General features: G+C 69.9%; 24 protein-coding genes. 8 read left to right on the plus strand and 16 right to left on the minus strand.

The window, feature by feature from the left end:
• The first annotated feature begins 56 nt into the window (after positions 1 to 56).
• Complete coding sequence (locus CF165_RS03700; protein ID WP_020642322.1) at positions 57 to 470, plus strand: VOC family protein; 414 nt, start codon at positions 57 to 59, stop codon at positions 468 to 470.
• A 9-nt stretch (positions 471 to 479) separates the two neighbouring features.
• Here CF165_RS03700 and CF165_RS03705 read toward each other — a convergent pair whose 3' ends face one another.
• From CF165_RS03705 to CF165_RS03720, 4 genes are all read right to left on the minus strand, one after another.
• The gene (locus CF165_RS03705) at positions 480 to 1148 is read right to left on the minus strand and encodes a DedA family protein (protein WP_093945991.1); all 669 of its coding nucleotides are present in this window, start codon (positions 1146 to 1148) and stop codon (positions 480 to 482) included.
• A gap of 130 nt (positions 1149 to 1278) precedes the next feature.
• Positions 1279 to 2100 (minus strand): YceI family protein, encoded by an 822-nt coding sequence (locus CF165_RS03710; RefSeq protein ID WP_093945992.1) that lies wholly within the window; start codon positions 2098 to 2100, stop codon positions 1279 to 1281.
• Complete coding sequence (locus tag CF165_RS03715; protein WP_093945993.1) at positions 2097 to 4685, minus strand: MFS transporter; 2589 nt, start codon at positions 4683 to 4685, stop codon at positions 2097 to 2099. The genes CF165_RS03710 and CF165_RS03715 overlap by 4 nt, the downstream gene beginning before the upstream one ends.
• Positions 4682 to 5212, minus strand: a complete 531-nt coding sequence (locus CF165_RS03720; RefSeq protein ID WP_093945994.1) for a MarR family winged helix-turn-helix transcriptional regulator — start codon at positions 5210 to 5212, stop codon at positions 4682 to 4684. The genes CF165_RS03715 and CF165_RS03720 overlap by 4 nt, the downstream gene beginning before the upstream one ends.
• Positions 5213 to 5401: 189 nt before the next feature.
• On the opposite strand from CF165_RS03720, the gene CF165_RS03725 reads away from it, so the two are divergent.
• Both CF165_RS03725 and CF165_RS03730 read left to right on the plus strand, forming a co-directional pair.
• Entirely contained in the window at positions 5402 to 5827 is a 426-nt protein-coding gene (locus CF165_RS03725; RefSeq protein ID WP_093945995.1) for a PPOX class F420-dependent oxidoreductase, read from the plus strand.
• An 81-nt stretch (positions 5828 to 5908) separates the two neighbouring features.
• Entirely contained in the window at positions 5909 to 7300 is a 1392-nt protein-coding gene (locus tag CF165_RS03730) for an FAD-binding oxidoreductase (protein WP_167441345.1), read from the plus strand.
• 92 nt (positions 7301 to 7392) lie between these two features.
• Here CF165_RS03730 and CF165_RS03735 read toward each other — a convergent pair whose 3' ends face one another.
• From CF165_RS03735 to CF165_RS03750, 4 genes are all read right to left on the minus strand, one after another.
• Positions 7393 to 8094, minus strand: coding sequence for a DedA family protein (locus tag CF165_RS03735; RefSeq protein WP_093945997.1), 702 nt, complete (start codon positions 8092 to 8094; stop codon positions 7393 to 7395).
• A 44-nt stretch (positions 8095 to 8138) separates the two neighbouring features.
• Positions 8139 to 8498 carry a hypothetical protein gene (locus CF165_RS03740; RefSeq protein ID WP_093945998.1) on the minus strand — a complete coding sequence of 120 codons (360 nt, stop codon included), beginning with the start codon at positions 8496 to 8498 and terminating at the stop codon, positions 8139 to 8141.
• A gap of 25 nt (positions 8499 to 8523) precedes the next feature.
• Positions 8524 to 9675 carry an N-acetylglucosamine-6-phosphate deacetylase gene (nagA, locus tag CF165_RS03745; RefSeq protein ID WP_093945999.1) on the minus strand — a complete coding sequence of 384 codons (1152 nt, stop codon included), beginning with the start codon at positions 9673 to 9675 and terminating at the stop codon, positions 8524 to 8526.
• A 91-nt stretch (positions 9676 to 9766) separates the two neighbouring features.
• A complete protein-coding gene (locus CF165_RS03750; RefSeq protein ID WP_167441363.1) occupies positions 9767 to 10339 on the minus strand; it encodes a SigE family RNA polymerase sigma factor in 573 nt (190 codons plus the stop codon).
• A gap of 200 nt (positions 10340 to 10539) precedes the next feature.
• On the opposite strand from CF165_RS03750, the gene CF165_RS03755 reads away from it, so the two are divergent.
• Complete coding sequence (locus CF165_RS03755; RefSeq protein WP_093946001.1) at positions 10540 to 10818, plus strand: YciI family protein; 279 nt, start codon at positions 10540 to 10542, stop codon at positions 10816 to 10818.
• 570 nt (positions 10819 to 11388) lie between these two features.
• Here the strand turns inward: CF165_RS03755 and CF165_RS03770 are convergent.
• The 4 genes from CF165_RS03770 to CF165_RS03785 all read right to left on the minus strand — a co-directional run bounded on the left by CF165_RS03770 (position 11389) and on the right by CF165_RS03785 (position 15316).
• Positions 11389 to 12861, minus strand: coding sequence for a flavin-containing monooxygenase (locus tag CF165_RS03770; RefSeq protein WP_093946002.1), 1473 nt, complete (start codon positions 12859 to 12861; stop codon positions 11389 to 11391).
• An 81-nt stretch (positions 12862 to 12942) separates the two neighbouring features.
• A complete protein-coding gene (locus tag CF165_RS03775; protein WP_093946387.1) occupies positions 12943 to 13416 on the minus strand; it encodes a pyridoxamine 5'-phosphate oxidase family protein in 474 nt (157 codons plus the stop codon).
• Between the two features lie 2 nt (positions 13417 to 13418).
• Positions 13419 to 14330, minus strand: coding sequence for an SDR family oxidoreductase (locus tag CF165_RS03780; protein WP_093946003.1), 912 nt, complete (start codon positions 14328 to 14330; stop codon positions 13419 to 13421).
• Positions 14331 to 14401: 71 nt separating this feature from the next.
• Entirely contained in the window at positions 14402 to 15316 is a 915-nt protein-coding gene (locus tag CF165_RS03785; RefSeq protein WP_093946004.1) for an aldo/keto reductase, read from the minus strand.
• A 63-nt stretch (positions 15317 to 15379) separates the two neighbouring features.
• Here CF165_RS03785 and CF165_RS03790 point away from each other — a divergent pair, with 63 nt between their 5' ends.
• Together CF165_RS03790 and fbaA are read left to right on the plus strand one after the other, a co-directional pair.
• The gene (locus CF165_RS03790) at positions 15380 to 16201 is read left to right on the plus strand and encodes an LLM class F420-dependent oxidoreductase (protein WP_093946005.1); all 822 of its coding nucleotides are present in this window, start codon (positions 15380 to 15382) and stop codon (positions 16199 to 16201) included.
• A 209-nt stretch (positions 16202 to 16410) separates the two neighbouring features.
• On the plus strand, positions 16411 to 17442 hold the full coding sequence (gene fbaA / locus CF165_RS03795; RefSeq protein WP_093946006.1) for a class II fructose-bisphosphate aldolase: 1032 nt from the start codon (positions 16411 to 16413) through the stop codon (positions 17440 to 17442).
• Positions 17443 to 17488: 46 nt separating this feature from the next.
• On the opposite strand, the gene CF165_RS03800 is transcribed toward fbaA, so the two are convergent.
• Genes CF165_RS03800 through CF165_RS03810 form a run of 3 tightly spaced genes read right to left on the minus strand, consistent with a single transcriptional unit; the run spans position 17489 to position 19362 of the window.
• Positions 17489 to 17893: a type II toxin-antitoxin system VapC family toxin gene (locus CF165_RS03800; protein ID WP_093946007.1), complete on the minus strand. Its 405-nt coding sequence runs from the start codon at positions 17891 to 17893 to the stop codon at positions 17489 to 17491.
• A complete protein-coding gene (locus CF165_RS03805; protein WP_093946008.1) occupies positions 17886 to 18167 on the minus strand; it encodes a type II toxin-antitoxin system Phd/YefM family antitoxin in 282 nt (93 codons plus the stop codon). The genes CF165_RS03800 and CF165_RS03805 overlap by 8 nt, the downstream gene beginning before the upstream one ends.
• Positions 18168 to 18189: 22 nt before the next feature.
• Positions 18190 to 19362, minus strand: a complete 1173-nt coding sequence (locus CF165_RS03810; protein ID WP_240521440.1) for a hypothetical protein — start codon at positions 19360 to 19362, stop codon at positions 18190 to 18192.
• A gap of 231 nt (positions 19363 to 19593) precedes the next feature.
• On the opposite strand from CF165_RS03810, the gene CF165_RS03815 reads away from it, so the two are divergent.
• Positions 19594 to 20004: a DUF3151 domain-containing protein gene (locus CF165_RS03815; protein WP_093946388.1), complete on the plus strand. Its 411-nt coding sequence runs from the start codon at positions 19594 to 19596 to the stop codon at positions 20002 to 20004.
• 55 nt (positions 20005 to 20059) lie between these two features.
• Here the strand turns inward: CF165_RS03815 and CF165_RS03820 are convergent, their stop codons facing one another.
• Positions 20060 to 21283 (minus strand): lipase family protein, encoded by a 1224-nt coding sequence (locus tag CF165_RS03820; protein ID WP_093946010.1) that lies wholly within the window; start codon positions 21281 to 21283, stop codon positions 20060 to 20062.
• A gap of 88 nt (positions 21284 to 21371) precedes the next feature.
• On the opposite strand from CF165_RS03820, the gene CF165_RS03825 reads away from it, so the two are divergent.
• A complete protein-coding gene (locus tag CF165_RS03825; RefSeq protein WP_093946011.1) occupies positions 21372 to 22016 on the plus strand; it encodes a TetR/AcrR family transcriptional regulator in 645 nt (214 codons plus the stop codon).
• The last annotated feature ends 1 nt before the right edge of the window (position 22017 follow it).

The following is a 22017-nucleotide window of genomic DNA, read 5'->3' on the forward strand; positions in this document are numbered from 1 at the left end:
GCCGGGCGCTGTGCAACTCTGGGAAGCCGCCACACGAAAGGACGGCTTCGGAAGCCATGGCCAAACTCATGTCCGTGCACCATCTGGCGCTCACCGTGACCGATGTGGACCGCAGCGTGCCGTGGTACGTGCGTGTCCTCGACCTCGAGGAGGTCACCCGGCGCGAAGAGCCGGACACGGGACTGCGGAAGGTCGTGCTGCGGTCCGCCGGTGACGAGTTTTCGGTGGTGCTGGTGCAGCACGCGGACACCGGCAGGCGCGGGTTCGACGAACGCCGGACCGGGCTCGACCACGTCGCGTTCCGGGTGCACACGGCCGCCGAGCTGGCCGAATGGGAGAGCAGGCTCGCCGAGTTCGGCGTCTCCTACCTGCCGGTCGCGCCGTCGCGCACCTTCGAAGGCTCGCGCGTCATCGTGTTCCGCGACCCCGACGGCATCCAGCTCGAGATCTGGGCCGACCCCCAGCTCTGAGCCGGGGAGTCAGGCTCGCGCGTCGTCCCGCTCGTCGACCGGGCGGCGCATCTCCTGGCGGTAGCGCAGCACGCCGTACCCGGTGCCGAACACGAAGAACGCGATGCTGAGCCACAGCGCGGCCGTCTTCACCCACGGCAGCGCGTCGAGCAATCCGGCGCCGTAGTAGCCCAGCAGCACGAGCGTCGGCACCCAGAGCAGCCCGCCGAGCGTCGTGGCCAGCAGGAACCGGCGCGGGTCCATCCGGGCGGCGCCGGCGAACAGCGGGGCGAGCGTGCGGATCCACGGGATCCACCGGGCCGCCACGATCGCGAAGAAGCCCCGGCGGTCCAGGAACCGCTGCGCGCGCTCGAGGTTGTGCCGGTTCAGCACCTTCCCGTCGCGCCGCGCGATGAGCTTGGTGCCGCTGCCGCGCCCGATGTAGTAGCCGATCTGGTTGCCGAGGACGGCGACGATCAGCGCGGCCCCCGACAGGAACCACGCGTTCGCGTCCGAACCGTGCTGCGCCAGCACCACGCCGGCCCCGAACAGCAGCGAGTCGCCGGGCAGGAACAGCCCGATGATCAACGCGCATTCGACCAGCACGAAGCTCAGCACGATCACCCAGACGAGCAGCGGCCCGGCGGTGTCCAGCCAGCTCACGCCGACGCCCGCGGCCTCGATGCTCACGACGTTCACACCCGGAGCCTACGTGGCCCAGGTGAACTATCCGCCGCGAACGGTCGAATCGGGCCGGCGGGAGTTTCAGCTTTCACGAACCGTAAAGGCCCCCTCACCTGCGGTGAGAGGGCCTCTGCGAACGGGGGGCTCAGAACTGCGGCAGGGACTCGCCTTGCACCGCTTCGATGTCCAGCTCGACCTTGACCGTCGTGCCGACCACCGCGACGCCGGCGCGGGCCAGCGCGCTGTAGTTGATCGCGAAGTCGTTGCGGTGCAGGGTCGTCTCGGCGTGGAACGCGGCGCGCACGCCACCCCACGGGTCCGAGCCCCAGCCGCCGTAGGTGAGTTCCAGCTCGATCTCCCGGTGCTCGCCGTGCAGCGTCAGCTCGCCGCTCATCGTCCACGAGTCGACGCCGCGCTGCCGCATTCCCGTGCTGGTGAACGTGATCACCGGGTGCACGTCGACGTCGAGGAAGTCCGGCGAGCGCAGGTGGTCGTCGCGCATCTTGATGCCGGTCTCGACGCTCGCCGCCTTGATCTCGGCGTGCACCGACGACCGTTCGGCGGGCCTGCCGATCTCGATCCGGCCGGACAGGTCCGGGAACCGCGCCTTGATGCTCGCGATCCCCATGTGCCGCGCGGTCGCGACGACCGACGAGTGCACCGGGTCGATCACCCACGGCCCGGCGGGCGGCAGGTCGACCGCCTCGGCGACCGGGACCAGCACGACGTCGCCGAGCGAGCCGCTGCCGTCCGAGGCGATGTGCGTCGTCCGCGCGACCGGGGTGTACCCGGCCGCGGTGACGACAGCGGTGTACACGCCCGGCGCGAGCGCATCGGTGACGACCTCGCCGCGGACGTCCGCCGCCTCGCGGGCGACCTGCCGCCCGGCCGGGTCGGTGACGGTGAGCACCGCGTGCTCCACCACCCAGCCCTCGGCCGTGCGGAAGGTCGCGCGCAAGCCGGTCATGACCGGTCGACCAGCTCGTCGAGGGCCTGGTCGTAGCTGAGCCGGACGTCGTGGCCGGCCTCGCCGCCGGTCAGCTCCACCTGGCTGGTCGCCGGCGGGTAGCCGCTCGCGACCACGGTGTACGCACCCGCGGGCAGGTCGCTGACCACGTACCGGCCTTCGCCGTCGGTCCGCGCGACCGCGGCCACGTTGCCTTCGGCGTCGAGCACGGTGATCCGCGCGTCCGGCACCACCCGGTCGCCCTCGGTCCGCGCGGTGCCGGTCAGCAGCACCGAGCTGGCGAGCTCGACGTCGTGGCGCAGCACGCCGCTGTCCGGCACGGTCAGCGTCACCGCGAAGGGCCGGTAGCCCGCCCCGCTGGCGACCAGGGTGTAGGCCCCGGCGCCGACCCCGACGAAGGCGTAGGTGCCGTCCGCGGTCGTGATGAACGCGCCGTTCACCTCGCCCCGGCCGTCGGTCAGCGTCACGGTCACGTTCGGCAGCGGCTGCCCGGTCGTGGCCGCCCGCACGGTGCCGGTCAGCTCGCCGGACCCGGTGAGCGTGACGTCGACCGTGGCAGGACCGTTGCTGATCACGACGCTGGAGGCCTGCGGCTGGTGACCGTGGGCCGACACGATGAGCACGTACGCGCCCGGGCCCTGGCTGGGCACCGAGTAGCTGCCGTCCGCGGCCCCGGTGGCCCGCGCGACCTGGCGGCCGCGCTGGTCGATCAGGGTCAGGGCCGCACCCGGCACGTGGCTGCCGTCCTGACGCCGGACGTGCCCGGTCACCGGCACGCCGGTGCTGACGGGGACGTCGATCTCGGAGTCCGAAACGGAGTTCGTGATGGGCAGCGCGCCCGAGACGGCCTGGTAGTCGCCGTGCCCGTTCCCGTTCATCGCGTGCTTGCCGCCGCCGACCAGGGCCGGCTCGCGGTCGTTCAGCTTGACCGGCTCGACGATCTCGGTCGGCGCGTCCGCGTGGTCGTCCTCGAGCAGCGCCTCGCCACCCTCCATGGCCGCCGCGGCCGGGGCCGCGTTGGTCAGCGGGATCTCCTTCATGAACAGCAGCACCAGCGTGGCCAGCAGTGCCACCGCGCCGGCGATGTAGAACACCGTGGTGATCGAGTCGGTGAAGCCGATCAGGATCGGCGTCTTGATCTGCTCCGGCAGCGTCTGGATCACGCTGGTGTTTTCGGACAGGTTGCCCACGCTCGCCCCGGCACCGGCGGGCAGCTGACCGCCGAACGCCTTCGTGATGTTGGGCATCAGGGTGTTGAACAGGACCGTCAGGAAGATCGCGACACCCGCGGTACCACCGATCTGGCGGAAGAACGTCGCCGACGCGGTCGAGACGCCCATGTCGCTGCGCGGGCCCGCGTTCTGCACCGCGATGATCAGCGTCTGCATGCACTGGCCGAGGCCGAGGCCGATGATGGCGGCCGCGACCAGCGGGTGCCACAGCGGCGAGTTGTACTCGACCTGCGCGAAGAAGAACGCGCCCGCGGCGATCAGAACGGTGCCGATGATCGGGAAGATCTTGTAGCGCCCGGTCTTCCCGGTGAGCCGGCCGGACACGATCGAGCTGAGCATGATGCCCGCCATCAGGGGCAGCATCAGCAGCCCGGACTCGGTCGGCGTCTTGCCCTGCACGACCTGCAGGAACTGCGGGATCATCGTGATCGCGCCGAACATCGCGACACCGACGATGATGCCGCCGATGATCGCCACGGTGAACGTCGAGTTCTTGAACAGCCGCAGCGGGATCAGCGCGGCGTCCTTCATCCAGCGTTCGATCGCGATGAAGGCGACCACGCCGATGGCGCCGACGACGTAGCAGAGGATCGCCTTGCCGTCGCCCCAGCCCCACTTCTGGCCCTGCTCGGCGACGATCAGGAACGGCACCACGGCGACGACGAGAGCGAGCGCGCCCCACCAGTCGATCTTGTGGTCGTGGCGCTCGTGCGGCACGTTCAGCACCCGGGCGACGACGAACAGCGCGAGGATGCCGATCGGGACGTTGATCAGGAAGACCCAGCGCCAGCCGTGGATGTCGTAGCCGAAGATGCTGCCCGCGTGGTCGATGCCGGCGAAGAAGCCGCCGAGCACCGGGCCCAGCACGGTGGACAGGCCGAACACGGCGAGGATGTAACCCTGGTACTTCGCGCGTTCACGCGGCGGCACGATGTCGCCGAGGATCGTCATGGCCAGCGACATCAGGCCGCCGGCGCCGAGGCCCTGCACCGCGCGGAACGCGGCCAGCTGGTACATCGACTGTGCGAAGGCCGAAGCCAGCGAACCGGCGACGAAGATGCCGATCGCGGCCAGGTAGAACGGCTTGCGGCCGTAGATGTCGGACAGCTTGCCGTAGATCGGCGTGACGATCGTCGAGGTGATCAGGTACGCCGTGGTCGCCCAGGCCTGCAGGTCGAAGCCGTGCAGGTCGTTGGCGATCTTGACGATCGAGGTACCCACGATCGTCTGGTCCAGTGCGGCGAGGAACATGCCGCACATCAGGCCGCTCAGGATCGTGACGATCTGGCGGTGGCTCAACCGGGGTGGTTCCTTCACCTCGGGTCGCAGCGGTGCTTCTGTGGTGGAACTCATGCGTTGGCCCCCTTGGCCGGTGCACTGGCGGACGGCTGCGCGTCGGCCAGCTGTGGAGAGTGGTTCTCGATACCTGTGTTGAGCCGGCCGAAAAGCCGGTTGAGGGTCTGGATCTCCCCTTCGGTCCAGTCCCCGAGCACTTCGGCCAGCCACTGGTTGCGCTGCTTGCGGTTCTCTTCGAACACCCGCATGCCCTCGGCCGTCGGCGCGAGGAGGCAGGCCCGCCCGTCTTCCGGGTCGGCCTGGCGCTCGACCAGGCCGTGCTGGACGAGCGAGCTCGACTGCCTGCTGATCGTGGAGATCTCGGAGTGGAGCGACTCGGCGAGCCGGCTGGTCCGCTGCGGGCCCTCGTGGATGAGGGTGAAGAGGATCGCGTAGGCCGCCCGCTCGATGCCGTCCGGCCCCTGCTTCGCCACCTGCGATTTCGCCTTGTTGATCAGGCGGACCAGGCGGACGAGCTCATGACCGAGCTGGTCGGCGAGGTCGAGTTCGGCCGTGGGCCGGGCGGTGGCGGTGTTCGGTGCCATGGGTGATCCTTCGAAGGCGTTGGTTGGCGGCTGCAACTAGTTGCCTCAGGCAAGGATGTGCCTTCAGTGGTGGTTACGCAAGCGGAGTACCTCGGGTTGTGGTGCAACACACTTTAGTTGTCGTATGCAAGCACATTTCTGCGGGGCCGCGGTCCGGAACAACGGCGGCGGCCGCGGGTTGGAAGGGATATGACGGACGACACAGCGTTGAAGGACTTCATCGGCGCGCGCAGCCACGGCGTCCTGGCCACGATCCGCCGCGACGGGCGGCCCCAGCTCTCCACGATCACGCACCTCTACGACGCGAAGGCGGGCACGATCATCGCGTCGGTGACCGAGACCAGGGCGAAGACCAGGAACATGCGGCGCGACCCGCGGGTGACCTACCACGTGGGCAGCGAGGACGGCTGGAGCTACGCGGTCGTGGAGGGACGTGCGGAGCTGACGCCTCCCGCGGCCGCGCCGGACGACGCGACGGTGGAGGCGCTCGTCGACTACTACCGGCGGGCGTCGGGCGAGCACCCCGACTGGGCCGAGTACCGCGCGGCCATGGTCACCGACCAGCGGGTTCTGCTGACCATCCACGTCGAGAAGCTGCTCGGCCTGGTCCGCTGACCTCGGCCCGGCGCTGCTCCGCAAGATTGGATTCGAAACAAACTTTCCGCAGTGCGGACTCCGCGGGCTTACCATCGAGTCATGGGCAACGAAGCTTTTGTCAGCCGGCTCCGCGACTTGCTCGGCAAGAGCGCCGTGCTCACCGATTCCGACGTCACCGCCTCCTACGCCCGCGACATGATGCCGCTGGCGCCGTCGGGCAAGCCGCTGGCGGTGGTGCTGCCGGCGAACGTCGAGCAGGTGCAGGCCGTCGTCAAGGCGTGCGCCGAGGCCAAGGTGCCGATCGTGCCGCGCGGGGCGGGCAGCGGGCTCTCCGGCGCGGCGAACGCCATCGACGGGTGCGTCACGCTGTCGCTGGCCAAGCTGGACCGGATCGTCGAGATCGACCCGGGCAACCGGCTCGCCGTCGTGCAGCCCGGCGTCGTCAACCTGGACTTCCGCAACGCCGTCGAGAAGCAGGGCCTGTTCTACCCGCCGGACCCGTCCAGCTACGACTGGTGCACGATCGGCGGCAACCTCTCCACCAACGCCGGCGGCCTCTGCTGCGTGAAGTACGGCGTGACCACCGACTCCGTCCTCGGCCTCGAGGTCGTGCTGGCCGACGGCTCGCTGCTCAAGACCGGGCGGCGCACGGTCAAGGGTGTCGCCGGGTACGACCTCGCGCGGCTGTTCGTCGGCAGCGAGGGCACCCTCGGGGTCATCACACAGGCGACCGTCCAGCTCAAGCCGCTGCCGCAGGTACCGGCGACGCTCGTCGCGGGCTTCAGCACCACCGAGGCCGCCGGGGAGGCGGTCGCCCGGGTCGTCCGCGAGGGGCTCGTGCCGTCACTGCTGGAGATCATGGACGCGTCGTCGATCAAGGCGGCCGAGACGTACCTCAAGACCGACCTCGGCGCGGGTTCGGACTGCCGGGCCCTGCTGCTCGGCCAGTCGGACGCCGGTGGCGAGGTCGCCCGCCGTGAGCTGGCCAAGCTGGAGCAGATCTGCGTCGACTGCGGCGCGGACCTGGCCTACACGACCGAGGACCTCGAAGAAGGCCGGATGCTGCTGCAGGTCCGCCGGGTCGTGCTGACCGCGCTGGAGATGTACGGGGTCTGGCTGACCGACGACGTCTGCGTCCCGCGGACGCGGATCGCCGAGTTGATCCACGGCTGCGAGAAGATCAGCGAAGAGGTCGGCCTGCGGATCGCCGTGGTCGGCCACGCGGGCGACGGCAACATGCACCCGACGATCGTCTACCAGCCCGGCGACCAGGACGAGTTCGCCCGCGCCCGCCGCGCGTTCGACGACATCCTCGAGGTCGCGCTCTCCCTCGGCGGCACGGTGACCGGCGAGCACGGCATCGGCAAGATCAAGCGCGAGTGGCTGGAGCGGGAGATCGGGCCGATCGCCATGCGGGTGCACCGGCAGATCAAGCAGGCCCTCGACCCGGAGAACCTGTTCAACCCGGGTTCGATGTTCTCGATGCCCTGACCTGCGCTAAGAGAGGTCCCCGGCCTGGGGGACCCCCGGATTTCACGTTACTCCGGGGGTACGACAGTTCCGGGCCGGTCAGTCCTCGGTACTCAGTCCTTGATGCGCGGGATCCGCTGCGTGACCTCGGGGTCGGTCTCCGCCACGGCCTTCTTCTCGCGGCGGGACTTGAGGTACTCGAGCCCGATCGGGACGACCGACACGAGCACGATCAGCACGAAGATCGCGTCGACGTTGTTGCGGATGAACCCGATGTTGCCCAGCAGCGAGCCGAGGATCGTGATGCCTGCGGCCCACAGGATGCCGCCGATCACCGTGTACGTGAAGTAGCGCTTCGGGTCCATGCGGCCGATGCCCGCGATCCACGTGATGAACGTCCGGACGAAGGGCACGAACCGGGCCAGGACGACCGCCTTCGGGCCGTGCTTCTCGAGGAACTCGTGCGTCTTGTCGACGTACTCGCGCTTGAAGAACTTCGAGTCCGGCCGGTTGAACAGCTTGGGCCCGGCGAAGTAGCCGATGTAGTAGCCGACGACGTTGCCGAGCAGCGCCGCGGCCGTCACCAGCACGCAGACCAGCCACAACGGCGCGTCGAGGGTGCCGTTCGCGATGAACAGGCCCGCCGTGAAGAGCAGGGAATCACCAGGCAGCACCGGGAAGATGCTGCTCTCGATGAAGATGATCAGGCACAGCACCGCGAGGACCGGCGCCGTCAGGCCGCTCAGCAGGTGCTGCGGGTCCAGCCATGACGGCAGGAGCGACATCGTGTTGACCGTGCTCTGGGCGAGAATCACCCCAAAAACGGTACAGGGTCACCCTGAGTCGTGACTGAGACCCGTCAGACCAGGGTGAGCAGGCCGACCACGGACCCCGCGGCGAGCCCCAGCAGCACGGCCAGCAGCAAGATCCAGTACGCGGGCAGCTGCGCCGACGTGCGCGGAGGCGGTGGTGGCGGTGGCGGAGCGAACGCCGTCGGCGCGCTGGACGCGGCGTCGAGGGCCGCCCGCTCGCGCTCCAGGGAGTCCGCGCTCGCCCCCGACAGCAGGCCGTACGCCGACGGCAGCTCGTTGATCCCGGTGGTGGGGACCGCGTCCGTGGCCGGCTCGGGTGCCGGGGCCGGTGACGCTGAAGGGGCGAAGACGGCTTGCGCGCGAAGGGCGTCCGCCAGCAGCTGCTCGGGGTCCTTCGGCTCGCTCATCTCCGCCCGTCTCACTCGTAGGTACCTACGTACTCAAGGTAGCCGTACCCACCTCGGCGACCCATTCACCCCGGCGCAGCACCTTCGCGGGCCGCAGGTCCTGGTCGAGGACCACGAGGTCGGCCGCGTAGCCGGAGCACAGCATCCCCGTGTGGCCGGCGATGCCGAGCAGCTCGGCGGGCCGCTGCGACGTCGCGTGCACCGCGTCGAGAATGCCGAGTTTCGCACCCCGGACCAGATTGCGGAAGGCGGTGTCCATCGTCAGGGTGCTGCCGGCCAAGGAGCCGTTGTCGGCGAGGGTGGCGACGCCGTCGTGCACGTCGACCTCGAGCCGGCCCAGCGTGTAGCGGCCGTCGGCGGCGTCGGTGGCCGACATCGCGTCGGTGATGAGCACCGTCCGGTCGCGGCCCGCGTGCTTCGCGGCCAGGCGCACCACGGTCGGGTGCAGGTGCACCAGGTCGCAGATGAGCTCGATGGTGATGCGCTCGTCGTCCAGCAGGGCCCCGATCGGCCCGGGCTCGCGGTGGTGCAGCGGCCGCATGCCGTTGAACAGGTGGGTCGCGACGGTCGCGCCCGCGTCGATGGCGGGCAGGAGCTGCTCTTCGACGCCGTCGGTGTGCCCGATGGCGGCGATGACGCCGGACTCGGCCAGCTGCCGGACGGCCTTCACACCGCCGTGCAGCTCGGGGGCGATGGTGACCATCCGGATCGCGCCCTGGCCCGCGCGCAGGAGCTTCTCGACCGTGCCGGTGTCCGGCTCGAGCAGCGTCTCCGGGTCGTGCGCCCCGCACCGGGCCTTCGAGATGAACGGCCCTTCCAGGTGGATGCCCGCGACCTCGCCGTCCTGGACGAGCTCACGCAGCGCGGCGACCTGCTCACGCAGGATGTCGACCGGGTCGGAGACCAGGCTGGCGAGCATGGTCGTGGTGCCGTGACGGCGGTGCGCTCGCACCGCCGTCAGGAGTTCCCCGGGATCGAGGGAGGTGAACGAAGCACCTCCCCCGCCGTGGCAGTGGGTGTCGATGAACCCGGGGACGACCAGCGCCCCTCCGACGTCCACGTGCTCGCCGGACGGCGGGGTCCCGGAACCCACGCCGGCGATCCGCCCGTCGGTGACGGCTACCCAGCCGTCGTCGAGTACACGGTCCGGGGCGGCCACCCGGCCGCCCATGATCACGAAATCTCCGGCGCCTCTCACGCGCTCAAGCATATATTGGTCTGGACCAAGCATGGTGATACGACTCAGTGATCGGAGTGGTCCACCCGGGTCACTGTGGAGTCTGCATGGCCTTCTGGAGTGCCTCGAGCGCCCGGCTGGCGGTCGATTTAACGGTACCCTTGGAGATACCCGCGGCCTCAGAGATTTCGGCCTCGCTCAGCCCACCGTAGTAACGCAGCACCAGCACTTCGCGCTGGCGGGGCGGCAGCTTGGACAGCGCGCTGACCACCGCCTGGTGCTCGCTGGAGAGCATCGCGAGGCTCTCGGCGGACCGCGCGTTCACCGCGTGCGGCGGCACGTACTCGCGGGCGGTCTTGCGGCGGCGCAGCACGCTGCGCGACCCGTTGACCACCGCGGTGCGCAGGTAGCCGACCGCGGCCGCGGCGTCCCGGAGCCTGCCCCAGTTGCGGTGCAGGCCGGTGAAGGCCTCCTGGACGACGTCTTCCGCCGTCGCGGGCTCGTCGACCAGCAGGATCGCCAGCCGGACCAGCCGCATCCGGTGCTGGCGGTAGAGGTCTTCGAGGGTCAGTGGCGCCGGCGTCTGCGCCGGGGCCGGACCGTCCATGACCCGCAGCTGGCCGAGGGTCGCCTCGACGCTGCGTTCCGCATTGCCCTCGAGCATGAACCCCTGCCTGTTCTCGACCCCGGCTTGCACGGTGTGCCGCGTCAGCAGGTTCACGGTATTCACAGCGCTCACACAGGTACTGACGCATCCCCAGCCTATCCGGTTCACCTGCCCCCGCCACAGATCGGATGCCGGGACACAACCGTGACACGGGTAGCGTCGGGTCCGTCCCGCCCGCGTCCACCCCGGAGATCCACATGGCCTGGTTCCTCGTCGAAATCACCTACGTCCAGGAGAAGCTGCAGGAGGTGCGGCCCCGCCACCGCGAATTCCTGGTCAAGCTGGCCGAGCAGGGCCGCGTCGCGGTCGCCGGGCCGCTGGGCGACGGCACCGGCGGCATCACGCTCTACCAGGCCGAAGACGAGGCGCACCTGAAGGAGACGATCGACCAGGACCCGTACTTCCTGGAGGGGGTCGTCGCCGAGCGGACCGTCCGCGAGTTCAAGCCGGTGATCGGCGCCTGGCTGCCGTCATAGGTCGAGCACGGCGGGGCCGCGGTTGACGCGGAGCCGCGTCGACCCGCCGCCTGCCGTCGGCACCGCGCAGGTCCTGCAGAAGCCCTGGCGGCGCCCGGGGTCGCCGCAGAGCGAGTACTGCCTGACCAGGCCGGAGGGCAGCACGAGGTCGAGGTGCGCGCCCGGTCGCCAGCTCGGCAGCGGGGCGCAGGCTCACGACGTCCTAGGCCTCGGACCGGATGGTTTCGACCAGGAGCGAAAGCTCACGGCCCACGGCGCGCACGGCGGGCCGCCGCTTCCCGCTGAATCGCGACAAACGCCGGTAAACCCCCACGACGCCGACCAAAGTGGACATGAGGAGGTCGGTGCGCTCGCTGCCGTCCAGCCGGGTCGGCCCTCGCCGGCTGACGCGGGGTCGGCAGCAACCCGCGCTTGGCGGCCCGGCGATACGAGCGCGGCGACGCACGGCCCGGGCGTGCCGGGTCGTTGCGCATCAGATAGCGGTGTAGTGCTCGATCGCGGCGATGATCCCGAGCCGCTCGGTCCAGCCGAACTTGACGTCCCGGGCGTGCAGGACGAGCTGCTCGTCGGTCACGACGCCCGTCCGGAAAGCTCGTAGTCGGCCGGGTTCACCTTCCGCGTCTGGAGCCAGTAGCGCCAGGTGAACCCGGGCCAGATCGTCCGGTTCACGCCCTGGGCGTCGAGGTACCAGCTCTTGCAGCCGCCCTGCGTCCAGACGCCCTTGACCAGCTTGTCCTGGATCTCGCGCTGGAACTCGTCCTGCACCCCGGGCCGGACGTCGAGCGCCGCGGCGCCCCGCGAATCGGCGAGCCTGATGGCGTCGACGACGTACCGCGCCTGGGACTCGATCATGAACACCACGGAGTTGTGGCCGAGCGCGGTGTTCGGGCCGAGGAGGAAGAACAGGTTCGGGTAGCCGGACACGGTGATGCCCTTGTGGGTCCGCATGCCCTCGGCCGCCCACTCCTTGGCGAGGTTGCGGCCGTCGACGCCGGTGATGTCGAGGTACTCCAGCGCGTCGGTGACCTTGAAACCGGTGCCGTAGACGATGGCGTCGACTTCGTGCTCGACGCCGGCGGAGTCGACGATCGAGTGCGCCTTGACCTCTTTGATCCCGGCCGTGACGACGTCGACGTTGGGGCGGTTCAGCGCCGGGTAGTAGTCGTTGGAGATCAGGACGCGCTTGCAGCCCATCGTGTAGTCCGGCGTGACCTTCTTGCGCAGCGCGGGATCCTTGATGCCCTTCGCGATGTTCCGCTTCGCGATCAGCTCGCCGGCCTTCATGATCGCCGGGTGGCCGTTGAAGCCGATCGCCCGCGCCTCCAAGAACCAGTACAGCGCGTTGCGGTAGGCCCGCTGGGTGCCCGGGACGCGCTTGAACAGCGTCTGCGCCCACGACGGCATGGCGTGGTCGGGCTTCGGCATGATCCACGGCGGCGTGCGCTGGAACAGCGTCAGCTCGGCGACCTCGGGGGCGATCCGCGGGACGAACTGGACGGCGCTGGCACCCGTCCCGACCACGGCGACCCGCTTGCCGCGCAGGTCGTACTCGTGGTTCCACCGCGCGGAGTGCCAAGTCTGCCCCCGGAAGTTCGCGATGCCGGACAGGCCGGGGATCTGCGGGATGTGCAGGCCGCCGACGCCGGAGACGAGGAACTGCGCGACGAATTCGCGGCCGTCCCTGGTCGTCGCCGTCCAGCGGCGCTCCTGCTCGTCCCAGTGGGCGCCGGTCAGCTCGACACCGAACCGGATCTTCTCGCGCAGGCGGTACTTGTCCGCGACGCCCTTGAGGTAGCCGAAGATCTCCGGCTGCGGCGAGAACGACCGCGACCAGTCCGGGTTCTGCTCGTACGAGAACGAGTACATGTGCGACTGCACGTCGCAGGCGCACCCGGGGTAGGAGTTGTCGCGCCAGGTGCCGCCCACCTCGGTGGCCTTCTCCAGGATCACGTAGTCCCGGATGCCGGCCTTTTCGAGCTGGATCGCCTGGCCGAGCCCGGAAAACCCGGTGCCCACGATCACGACCTTGAACCGCTCGGTCATCTGTCGGCCTCCGCTGCGTCGAGGGTGCTGCCCAGATGACGTTACCTCAAGTAACAGTTACTTGGAAGTACCCCTTACTGGCTAGTACGTCCCACCGAGCTTGCTGTGGTCCCAGCTGACGACCTTGGTCGGGCGGAAGACCAGCCCGATGCGTTTGGCGGCCTGGCCTGCGATGAAGGCCTCCAGCTCGGCGGTCGCCGGGTCGCCGGGCTTGGCTCCGGCGTACCGCTGCAGGAGCGCGGTACCGATCCGGGTGACCTCGTCGAGGTCCTCGACGATCTCGACGTCGGCCTCGAACGAGACGCCGCGCAGCTTTTCGTAGCTGTCGCCGTCCTCGACCAGCACGGTCGCTTCAGGGAGCCGCCGGAAGTTCTTCGCTTTCTGCGACGTGCCGTACGTCCAGGTCGCGACGCCGTCTTCGTGCGGGAAGTACCAGAGCGGCGCGAGGTGCGGGCGGCCGTTCGGGCCGATGCTGGCGACGTTGATGACCTTCTGCCCGGCCAGGTACGCCCGCACCTCGTCGTCGGTCATCGTGATCTGGCCGCGACGGGACATCTTCACCCCTTGGTGGCGGCCCGTCCGCCGTGCCCGGTGACCGCCGATTCGAACGCGCCGCGCGCCTCGATGTCGGCCAGCGCGGCCTTGTCCGCCGACGGTACCCGGGCGCGCGAGCCGAGCTCGATGACCGGCGGCAGGAACGCGCGGAACAGCTTGAGCCCGCCGACCCAGCGCGGCACGTGGATGGTCCGGGCGCGCTTGAGGATGCCGGCTTCGAGGTCGTCGAGGGCGACGTCAAGCGGGTAGGTCTTGCCGATCAGGCCGGGCATCGACGCGCGGAGCTTGCCGAACACGGGGTGCGCGTCGGCGCTCTCGACGAGGTCGGTGCGGATCCACGTCGGGTGCGCTACGCCGACCTTGACGCCCAGGTGGGCGACCTCGGCGCGGAGGCTGTTCGAGAAGGCTTCGACGCCGGCCTTGGCGGCGGCGTAGTTCGCCATGCCCGGTGCGTGCGCGATCGCCGCCATGCTCGAGATGGCCAGCAGGTAGCCCTTGCGCTCGATGACGTGCGGGAGCGTGACGCGGAACGTGCGCCAGACGCCGAGCAGGTCGACTTCGATGACCTTCTCGAACGCGGCCCGGTCGACCGAGCGGACGAAGCCCGCGGTGGCGATGCCGGCGTTCGCGATGACGATGTCGATCCCGCCGAAGTGCTCGACGACACCGGCGGTGGCGCGCTCGAGCGCGTCCCAGCTGGTGACGTCGGCTTCCCAGGATTTCGCGTCCGGCCCGATCCGGTCGGCGACCTTCCGCTGCTCCTCGGCTTCGAGCCCGACCAGGGCGACCTTCGCGCCGCGGGCGGCGAGCCGCTCGGCCAGCCCGGCGCCGATGCCGCGGGCCGCGCCGGTGATCAGCACGACCTTGCCGTCGACCTTCTTGGTGCCGCTCAGCAGCGAAAATGGGTTGGCCACGGTGCCTCCTAGACGTCGCTTCGGAGGCACCGTACCTCAACTTACCCGCAGTAAGCTACCCGTCGGTATGTTCAGCTCGCGGCGTCACCCAGGGCGGTGACCTCGGCTTCGGTGAGGTCGAGCGACACGGAGGCGATCAGGTCGGTGAGCTGTTCGGTCGTCCGGGCGCTGGCGATCGGGGCGGCGACCGTCGGCTGTACGCGCAGCCACGCGAGCGACACCGTGGCGACCGAAACGCCGTGCGCCCGCGCCACTTCGTCGAGCGCCGCCAGCACGCGCTCGCCTCGGCTGTCCAAATAGGACGCGGCGCGGGCGGCGCGCGGGCTGTCGCCGGTCTCGTCCTTCGTGCGGTACTTGCCGGTCAGGAAACCCTTCGCGAGGGAGAAGTACGGCAGGGTGGCCAGGCCTTCCCGCTCGACGAGCGGGGCGAGGTCGCGCTCGTAGTCCCGCTCGACGAGGTTGTAGTGCGGCTGCAGCACGGCGTACCGCGCGAGCCCGTTGCGGTCCGAAATGGACAGTGCGTCGGCGAGCCGTTCGGCGCTGTAGTTCGAGGCGCCGAGGTAGCGCACCTTGCCCGCGCGGACCAGTGCGTCGAACGCTTCGAGGGTCTCTTCGAGCGGGGTGTCCGGATCGTCCCGATGGGCGTAGTAGAGGTCGATGTGGTCGGTCTTCAGGCGGCGCAGGGAGTCCTCCGCGGCGGCCTGGATGTTCTTCGCGGACAGGCCCGGCCGGCCCTCCCACAAGCCGACCTTGGTGGCGATGACGAAGTCGTCACGGCGGCCGCGTGCTTCGAGCCAGTTGCCCAGGATCTCCTCCGAGCCCCCGCCGCCGCCGTAGAGGTCGGCGGAGTCCACGAAGTTGCCGCCCGCCGCGGCGTAGGCGTCCAGCACGGCGAAGGACTGCGGCTCGTCCGCCGTCCAGCCGAAGACGTTGCCGCCGAGGTTGAGTCCGTACACGTCGAGGTCGGTGTTGCCGAGCTTGGTCATGACTCCGACACTAATTCGCCGATCCCGGGAGGAAAATCGCCGTCCCACGCGTTGGAGTGTTCCATGGCAATCGAACTGGGCAAACTCGGAATCTGGCGGTACCACGCAAACGTCGACGCGAAGTTCGCGGCCGACGCGGAGAAGCTCGGCTACGGCGCGATCTGGCTGGGCGGCTCGCCCAGCGGCGACCTGGCGCCCGTGGACGACCTGCTCGCGGCGACGGACTCGCTGGTCATCGCGACCGGCATCGTGAACATCTGGCAGGACGAACCGGCTTCGATCGCGAAGGCGTACGAGCGGATCGCGGGGAAGTACCCGGACCGCTTCCTGCTCGGCGTCGGCGCGGGCCACCGCGAAGCGACGAAGGAGTACAAGAAGCCGTACGAGGCCTTGGTCGACTACCTCGACGGCCTCGACAAGGCGGGGGTGCCCGTCGAAGGCCGGGCGCTGGCCGCGCTCGGCCCGAAGGTTGTCAAGCTGGCCGGCGATCGCACGGCGGGCGCGCACCCGTACCTGACCACGCCGGAGCACACCCGCGGCACCCGGGAGATCCTCGGCGCGGGCAAGCTGCTGGCCCCGGAGCACAAGGTCGTCGTCGAGACCGACACCGAGAAGGCCCGCGGCATCGGCCGCCAGACGGTGAAGTACTACCTCGGCCTCTCGAACTACGTCGCCAACCTGCGCAAGCTCGGCTTCACGGACTCCGACCTGGAAGGCGAGGGAAGCGACCGCCTGATCGACGCGCTGGCGTTGCACGGCGACGCCGCGACGGTGGCGCGAGGGCTGTCGGCCCACCTCGAAGCGGGGGCGGACCAGGTGGTGGTCCAGGTGCTGAACGAGGACCCGTGGCCGGCGTACCGCGCGCTGGCCTCCGAGCTGCTGTGATCCCGGTCCGGCCGCCGGTGCGCCCGGCGGCCGGACACCTCTCTTCTGAACCGATTCCACGTGCGGAGAAGTCCATCCATGCCCCCGCCGCCACCCTCAACGGAGCAGCGGAGCTGCGCTGTCCGAGTTTCTGCCCGGGGACCGGTGTGCGGCGGCGGCCGACCTCGTACGATGCGGTCGGGACCACCCTGTGCCAAGGAGGAGTAACGATGCCCATCGCCACCCCCGAGGTCTACGCGGAGATGCTCGATCGGGCCAAGGCGAACGAGTTCGCCTACCCGGCCATCAACGTGACCTCGTCCGAGACCGTGAACGCCGCCATCCGCGGCTTCGCCGAGGCGGAGAGCGACGGCATCATCCAGTTCTCCACCGGCGGCGCGGAGTTCGCGTCGGGCCAGAAGGTCAAGGACATGGTGACCGGCGCGACCGCGCTCGCGGAGTTCGCCCAGGTCGTGGCGGCGAAGTACGGCGTGAACGTCGCGCTGCACACCGACCACTGCCCGAAGGACAAGCTGGACGGCTTCGTCCGCCCGCTCATCGAGATCTCGGCCGAGCGCGTGAAGAACGGCCAGAACCCGCTGTTCCAGTCCCACATGTGGGACGGCTCGGCGATCGACCTCGACGAGAACCTCGAGATCGCCGCGGAGCTGCTGGCCAAGACGGCGGCCGCGAAGATCGTCCTCGAGGTCGAGATCGGCGTCGTCGGCGGCGAAGAGGACGGCGTCGAGGCGGAGATCAACGAGAAGCTGTACACCGCCGAAGGCGACTTCCTGAAGACGATCGACGCGCTGGGTGCGGGCGAGAGGGGCCGCTACCTGCTGGCCGCGACGTTCGGCAACGTCCACGGCGTGTACAAGCCGGGCAACGTGAAGCTGCGCCCGGACGTCCTGAAGGGCGGCCAGGAGGCGGCGGCGAAGAAGCTCGGCCTGGACAGCGGCGCGAAGCCGTTCGAGCTGGTCTTCCACGGCGGCTCGGGCTCGCTCCCGGAGGAGATCCGCGAGGCGGTGTCGTACGGCGTGGTGAAGATGAACGTCGACACGGACACGCAGTACGCGTTCACGCGCCCGATCGTGGACCACTTCTTCAAGAACTACGACGGCGTGCTGAAGATCGACGGCGAGGTCGGCAACAAGAAGGTCTACGACCCGCGGTCGTACCTGAAGGCCGCGGAAGCCGGCATGGCGGCTCGCGTGGTCGAGGCTTGCCAGGCGCTGGGCTCGGCGGGTACGAAGCTCAAGTAGTCACGCGCGAAGGGCCGCCACTTCTCGTGGCGGCCCTTCGTCGTGTTCAGACCTCGACGACTTCCAGCAGGCTCCCGAGACCGCGGAAGTCCTTTGCGTTGCGGGTGTACAGGGGCAGGCCGTGCACGGAGGCGATCGCGGCGATCATCAAGTCCAGCCGGCGCGGTCTGGGTGACCGGCCCGCGGCCAAGGTCATCGCCACCAGCGAGCCGTATCGCGCTGCGGCCTCACCGTCGAACGGCAAGGGTGTGAATTCGACGATGGCTGCTCCCAGCTGCTCGTTCCGCAGCGCCTTCACAGCCGGGTCTGTCGTCATGACGACGCCTTGGTGGAGTTCGGCCATGGTCACTGCGGTGATCTCCGGGAAGTCCGGAAGCAGTCCCGGATCCAGCGAGCCGAGTTCGAGGTAAGCACAGGTGTCGAGCACGCCGGCGGCATGACGTTCAGGCACGCTTGCGTTCCCAGGGGTTGTCGTCGTCGCTGAGGCGACCGTCGTCGCCGAAGAACTCGTCGGCATCTCGCCGCAACTCGGCGGCGTCGACCCGGGGCAGTCGCTTGTGCCGCTTGACCAGCTCTGCCGCGGTGAACCGCTTCCGGCGTGACACCGGGCGCAGTTCGGCGATCTCCACGCCGTTCCGGGTGACGTGGTACGTCTCGCCGGCTTCGACCGCGTCCATGATCGCGGCCGAGTTGTTCCGGAACTCCCGCTGGCTGATGACGTTCACCAAGCGAGTGTAGCACCGTGTGCTACACCGTTACTCGCCTCGCTGACCAGCGGCGCGAGGCCGGGCCGGCCGCCGCCCACAGGACGAACACCCCGGCCAGCACCACCAAAGCCGTCCAGTACGCCGCCGGGGGTGCCGACTCCGTGTGGGCGTCCCCGAGGACCCACGGGCGGAACTGCGACTGCAGCCAGAACGCGCCGTACCCGAACGCCGTCACCAGCAGCGCCCCCGCGCCGGCGCGCAAGACGCCGGTGGCCATCGCGAACGCCAGGTCCACCGCGAGGCCCACCGCCAGCAGGTAGAAGGGCACCGTCGACACCGGGAAGCCCAGGCCCAGGAGCAGCGGCCACATCACCGACCGGTACGCGACGTACGCGAGCGCCACCGAAGAAGCCGCCCAGCGGAAGCCCAGCGTGCGGCGCGCCAAGACCAGGATCAACGCCATCACTCCGATGCCCCACAGCGGGTACACCCACTCCGGGATCGGCATCGTGAAGTGCAGGACCGCGGTCCGGTCGACCGGGTGGCCGATCTGGTTGGCCGCGAAGTCCAGCAGCGACTTCTCGGCCTCCGGCGTCCCGCGCTCCCACGCCCGCAGGCCGAGGATGCCGTACTCCTGCTGGCCGTTCGGGAAGAACGTGTTCTCCAGGAAGAACGCCCACAGCCCGAGCAGCACGCCCGTGCGGAAGCGGCCGGGCGGCGCGAGGCGCAGCCAGCCGAGGAGCACGCCGGCCTGCATGATGCCCGTGCCCAGGTAGAGCATCATGTGCGACGGGCTCCACGCGGTCAGGTCGAGGCCGTTGACGCGGTGGTTGATGACGTCCAGCGGTGCCGCGACCAGGAACGTCAGCAGGCCGATCTGCATCAGCCGCAGTGACGTCTTGTCGGCTCCCAGGCCCGTGTAGCTGTGGATCGCCACCAGCACCACGATGATCACCGTGCCCACGGTGTTGATCAGGTGCGGCGGTGCCAGGTCGTCGCGCAGCCACCGGAAGTGCCACGACATGTCCCACGACGAGCCGACCAGCTTGAACGCGAACGCCGTCAGCCACATCCCGTAGCAGAACCGCAGCACCCAGTCCGGCGTCGGCTGCCCAGGGGCGCCGCGGTGCCAGTGCCGCGTGAAGAACAGCCGCGTCTTGGCGATCGGGCTGCGCGGGATCACGTCCGCCGGGACGTCGACTGTCTTGGCCATGCCGGACATCATGGCCGGTCATGGTCACGAGTGGGCCAAGACCGTGGCAAAGGACGCGAAAATCGGGGTTCACCCGTAGGGGTGGCGAACTTGCTTCCGGCAGGCCCGGCTTGGCAGGGTGTGCCGCCATGATGCCGAAACGAGTTGTCGCGGGCGTGCTGGTCGCCGCACGGGTGCTGGCCGGTGCCGGGGTCATCGGGAGCCTGTTCTTCTAGAGGCAGAATGGGCGGCATGACGCACAACCTGCTCGGCCCCGAGCCGACGCTGCTGCCCGAGCACACCGCCGCCCAGGCCGCGCTCGACGCCGGGAACGACCCGGCCGCCGTCGCCGCCGAACACCCCTACTACAGCGAGGCGTGGGCTTCGCTGGCCGAGAAGGCCTTCGACGCGGGCGAGACCGTCGCCGCGTACGCGTACGCCCGCACCGGCTACCACCGGGGTCTCGACCAGCTGCGCCGCGCGGGCTGGAAGGGCTTCGGCCCGGTGCCGTGGTCGCACCGCCCCAACCAGGGGTTCCTGCGTGCCCTCGCCGTCCTGGGCAAGGCCGCCGGCAAGATCGGCGAGACCGAGGAGTACGAGCGCTGCCGGACGTTCCTCGCCGACTCCGACCCCGCCGCGTCCGAGGCCACCGGCTTGAAGTGACCCGTGTCGTGAGTGAGTAACAGTGTTAGAACACTGTTACTCACTCACGAGGCGGTCAGAACCAGCCGCAGTTCACGGGCGCCGGGAGGCCGGCGAAGCGGCCTTCCAGCCAGGCGAACGCCTCCGGGAACGCTCGTACCGCGGCGAGCACGTGGGTCGGGATCAGCGTCGTGCTGAACTGCACCTGCACGCCCTTGCCGCACCACGTCCGGCCCAGGTCGCGGTCCTGCGCGTAGGGCACGATGTCGTCGAGCGCGCTGTGCACGATCAGCACCGGCACCGCCGGCTTCAGCGCCCCGATCTTCTGCTCGGCCACCCGTGACCGGTACGGCTCGTCACCGAGGTACGAGATCAGCGAGCGGCCGTCGTTGGTCAGCGTCGACGACTGCGTGAACGCGTGGGCGGCGATCGCCTCGACCGTGCACTCGGTCCGGACCTGCTCGAACAGCTGCTTGCCGCGCGTGTTGAGCAGCGCCGGGATGTTCAGCTCCGGGTACGCGTAGTTCATGCTCACCAGCGCGAAGCCGAGGAAGCCGACCGCGTAGTGGCCGTCGAGGTTCTTGGCCACCTCGGCGAGGTCGGCCGGCACCGCGCCCGCGTAGGCGCCCTTGAGGTTCAGCTCGGGCGCGTAGCTCGGCTGGAGCTCCGCCGCCGCGGCCGACGCGCCGCCGCCCTGGGAGTAGCCCGCGATCGCGACCGGGCCGTCGTCCGGGAGCCCCGCTTCCGGCAGTCGCTGCGCCGCGCGGATCGCGTCGAGCACCGCGTGCGCCTCCGCCGCGCGGTTGACGTACGTGTGGTCGCCCGGGGTGCCGAGCCCTTCGTAGTCGGTGACGACGACGCCGTAGCCCCGCGTCAGCAGCCCGGCGATGAACGGACCTTCGTACTCGAAGCCCGCGGCAAGCGCTTTCGACGGCGCGCAGTCGTCGCCCTCGCCCTGGGTGCCGGCGGCGTAGGAGACGATCGGGCGCGCGCCGGTGCCGTGCCACGCCGACCGCGGGGTCAGCACCGTGCCGGTCACCGCGATCGGCGCGTCGTGCGTGTCGCGGCTGAGGTACATGATCCGCTGCACGTTCGCGTCGGCCTTGATCAGCTGGATCGGGTCGATGTAGAACGTCGACGCCTCGTGGCGGATGACGTCGCCGTCGTGGCCGGCGGGCAAGGGGGACGGGGGATCGTAGAAGGACGCGGCGGAGGCCGATGGCGGGCCGAGCGTCGCCAGTGCCAGAACGGAAATCGTGGCGACGGCCGCGGACAGGGCGCGGCGGAGGAAGATACGCATGCTTGCTCCTCGTTGAGCAGGGCGGGTGCGCGGGGAACACCTTTTTGGACAGAGGTGTCGGAAAAAGAATCACGTGAGGTGGAGCACTATGTCAAGCCCGGCCCCGCGCGGGCGGCCGCGCAAGCTGCCCGTCTCCGAGCAGCGCGCCCGGGTGCTGCAGGCGACGGCGAGGGTCGTCGCGCAGCACGGGATGCAAGGCGCGACGATCGAGCAGATCGCGCGCGAAGCCGGCGTCTCGCGGCAGGCCGTCTACGAGCAGTTCGGCGACCGCGCGACCCTGTTCGCCGAGGTCGTGGCCGCTACCGAGGAAAGCGCCTTCGCCGCCATCGCGGGGCCGTCGGTGGCCGACACGCAGCCCGGCCTGCGTGCCTGGGCGCGCGCCAACTACGCCAACATGGTCACCTTCGTCGCCGCCCACCCCGAGGGCTACGGAGTGCTCCGCGCGGCCGAGCGCGCGGGCGACCCCGCTCTCACCCGGTTGAGGGAGAGGCTGGCCGTCGTCTACGCCGAAGCCAGCCGCAAGCGGTGGGCCGCGCACGGCATCGACTCCGGGCGCGCGGACCGCGCCCTCGTCACGCTCTTCTTCGCCATGACCGAGTCACTGGTGCAGGCCACCTGGGACGGCGAGCCGCCGGACCAGGACGCCCTGATCGACCTGCTCACCGAGTTCACCGTCGGCGGGGTCGCCCGCCTCCAGACGAAGGCGAGCGACGTCATCGACCGGCTGCGGTGAC

The organism is Amycolatopsis vastitatis (assembly GCF_002234595.1).
In the GTDB taxonomy this organism is placed as follows: domain Bacteria; phylum Actinomycetota; class Actinomycetes; order Mycobacteriales; family Pseudonocardiaceae; genus Amycolatopsis; species Amycolatopsis vastitatis.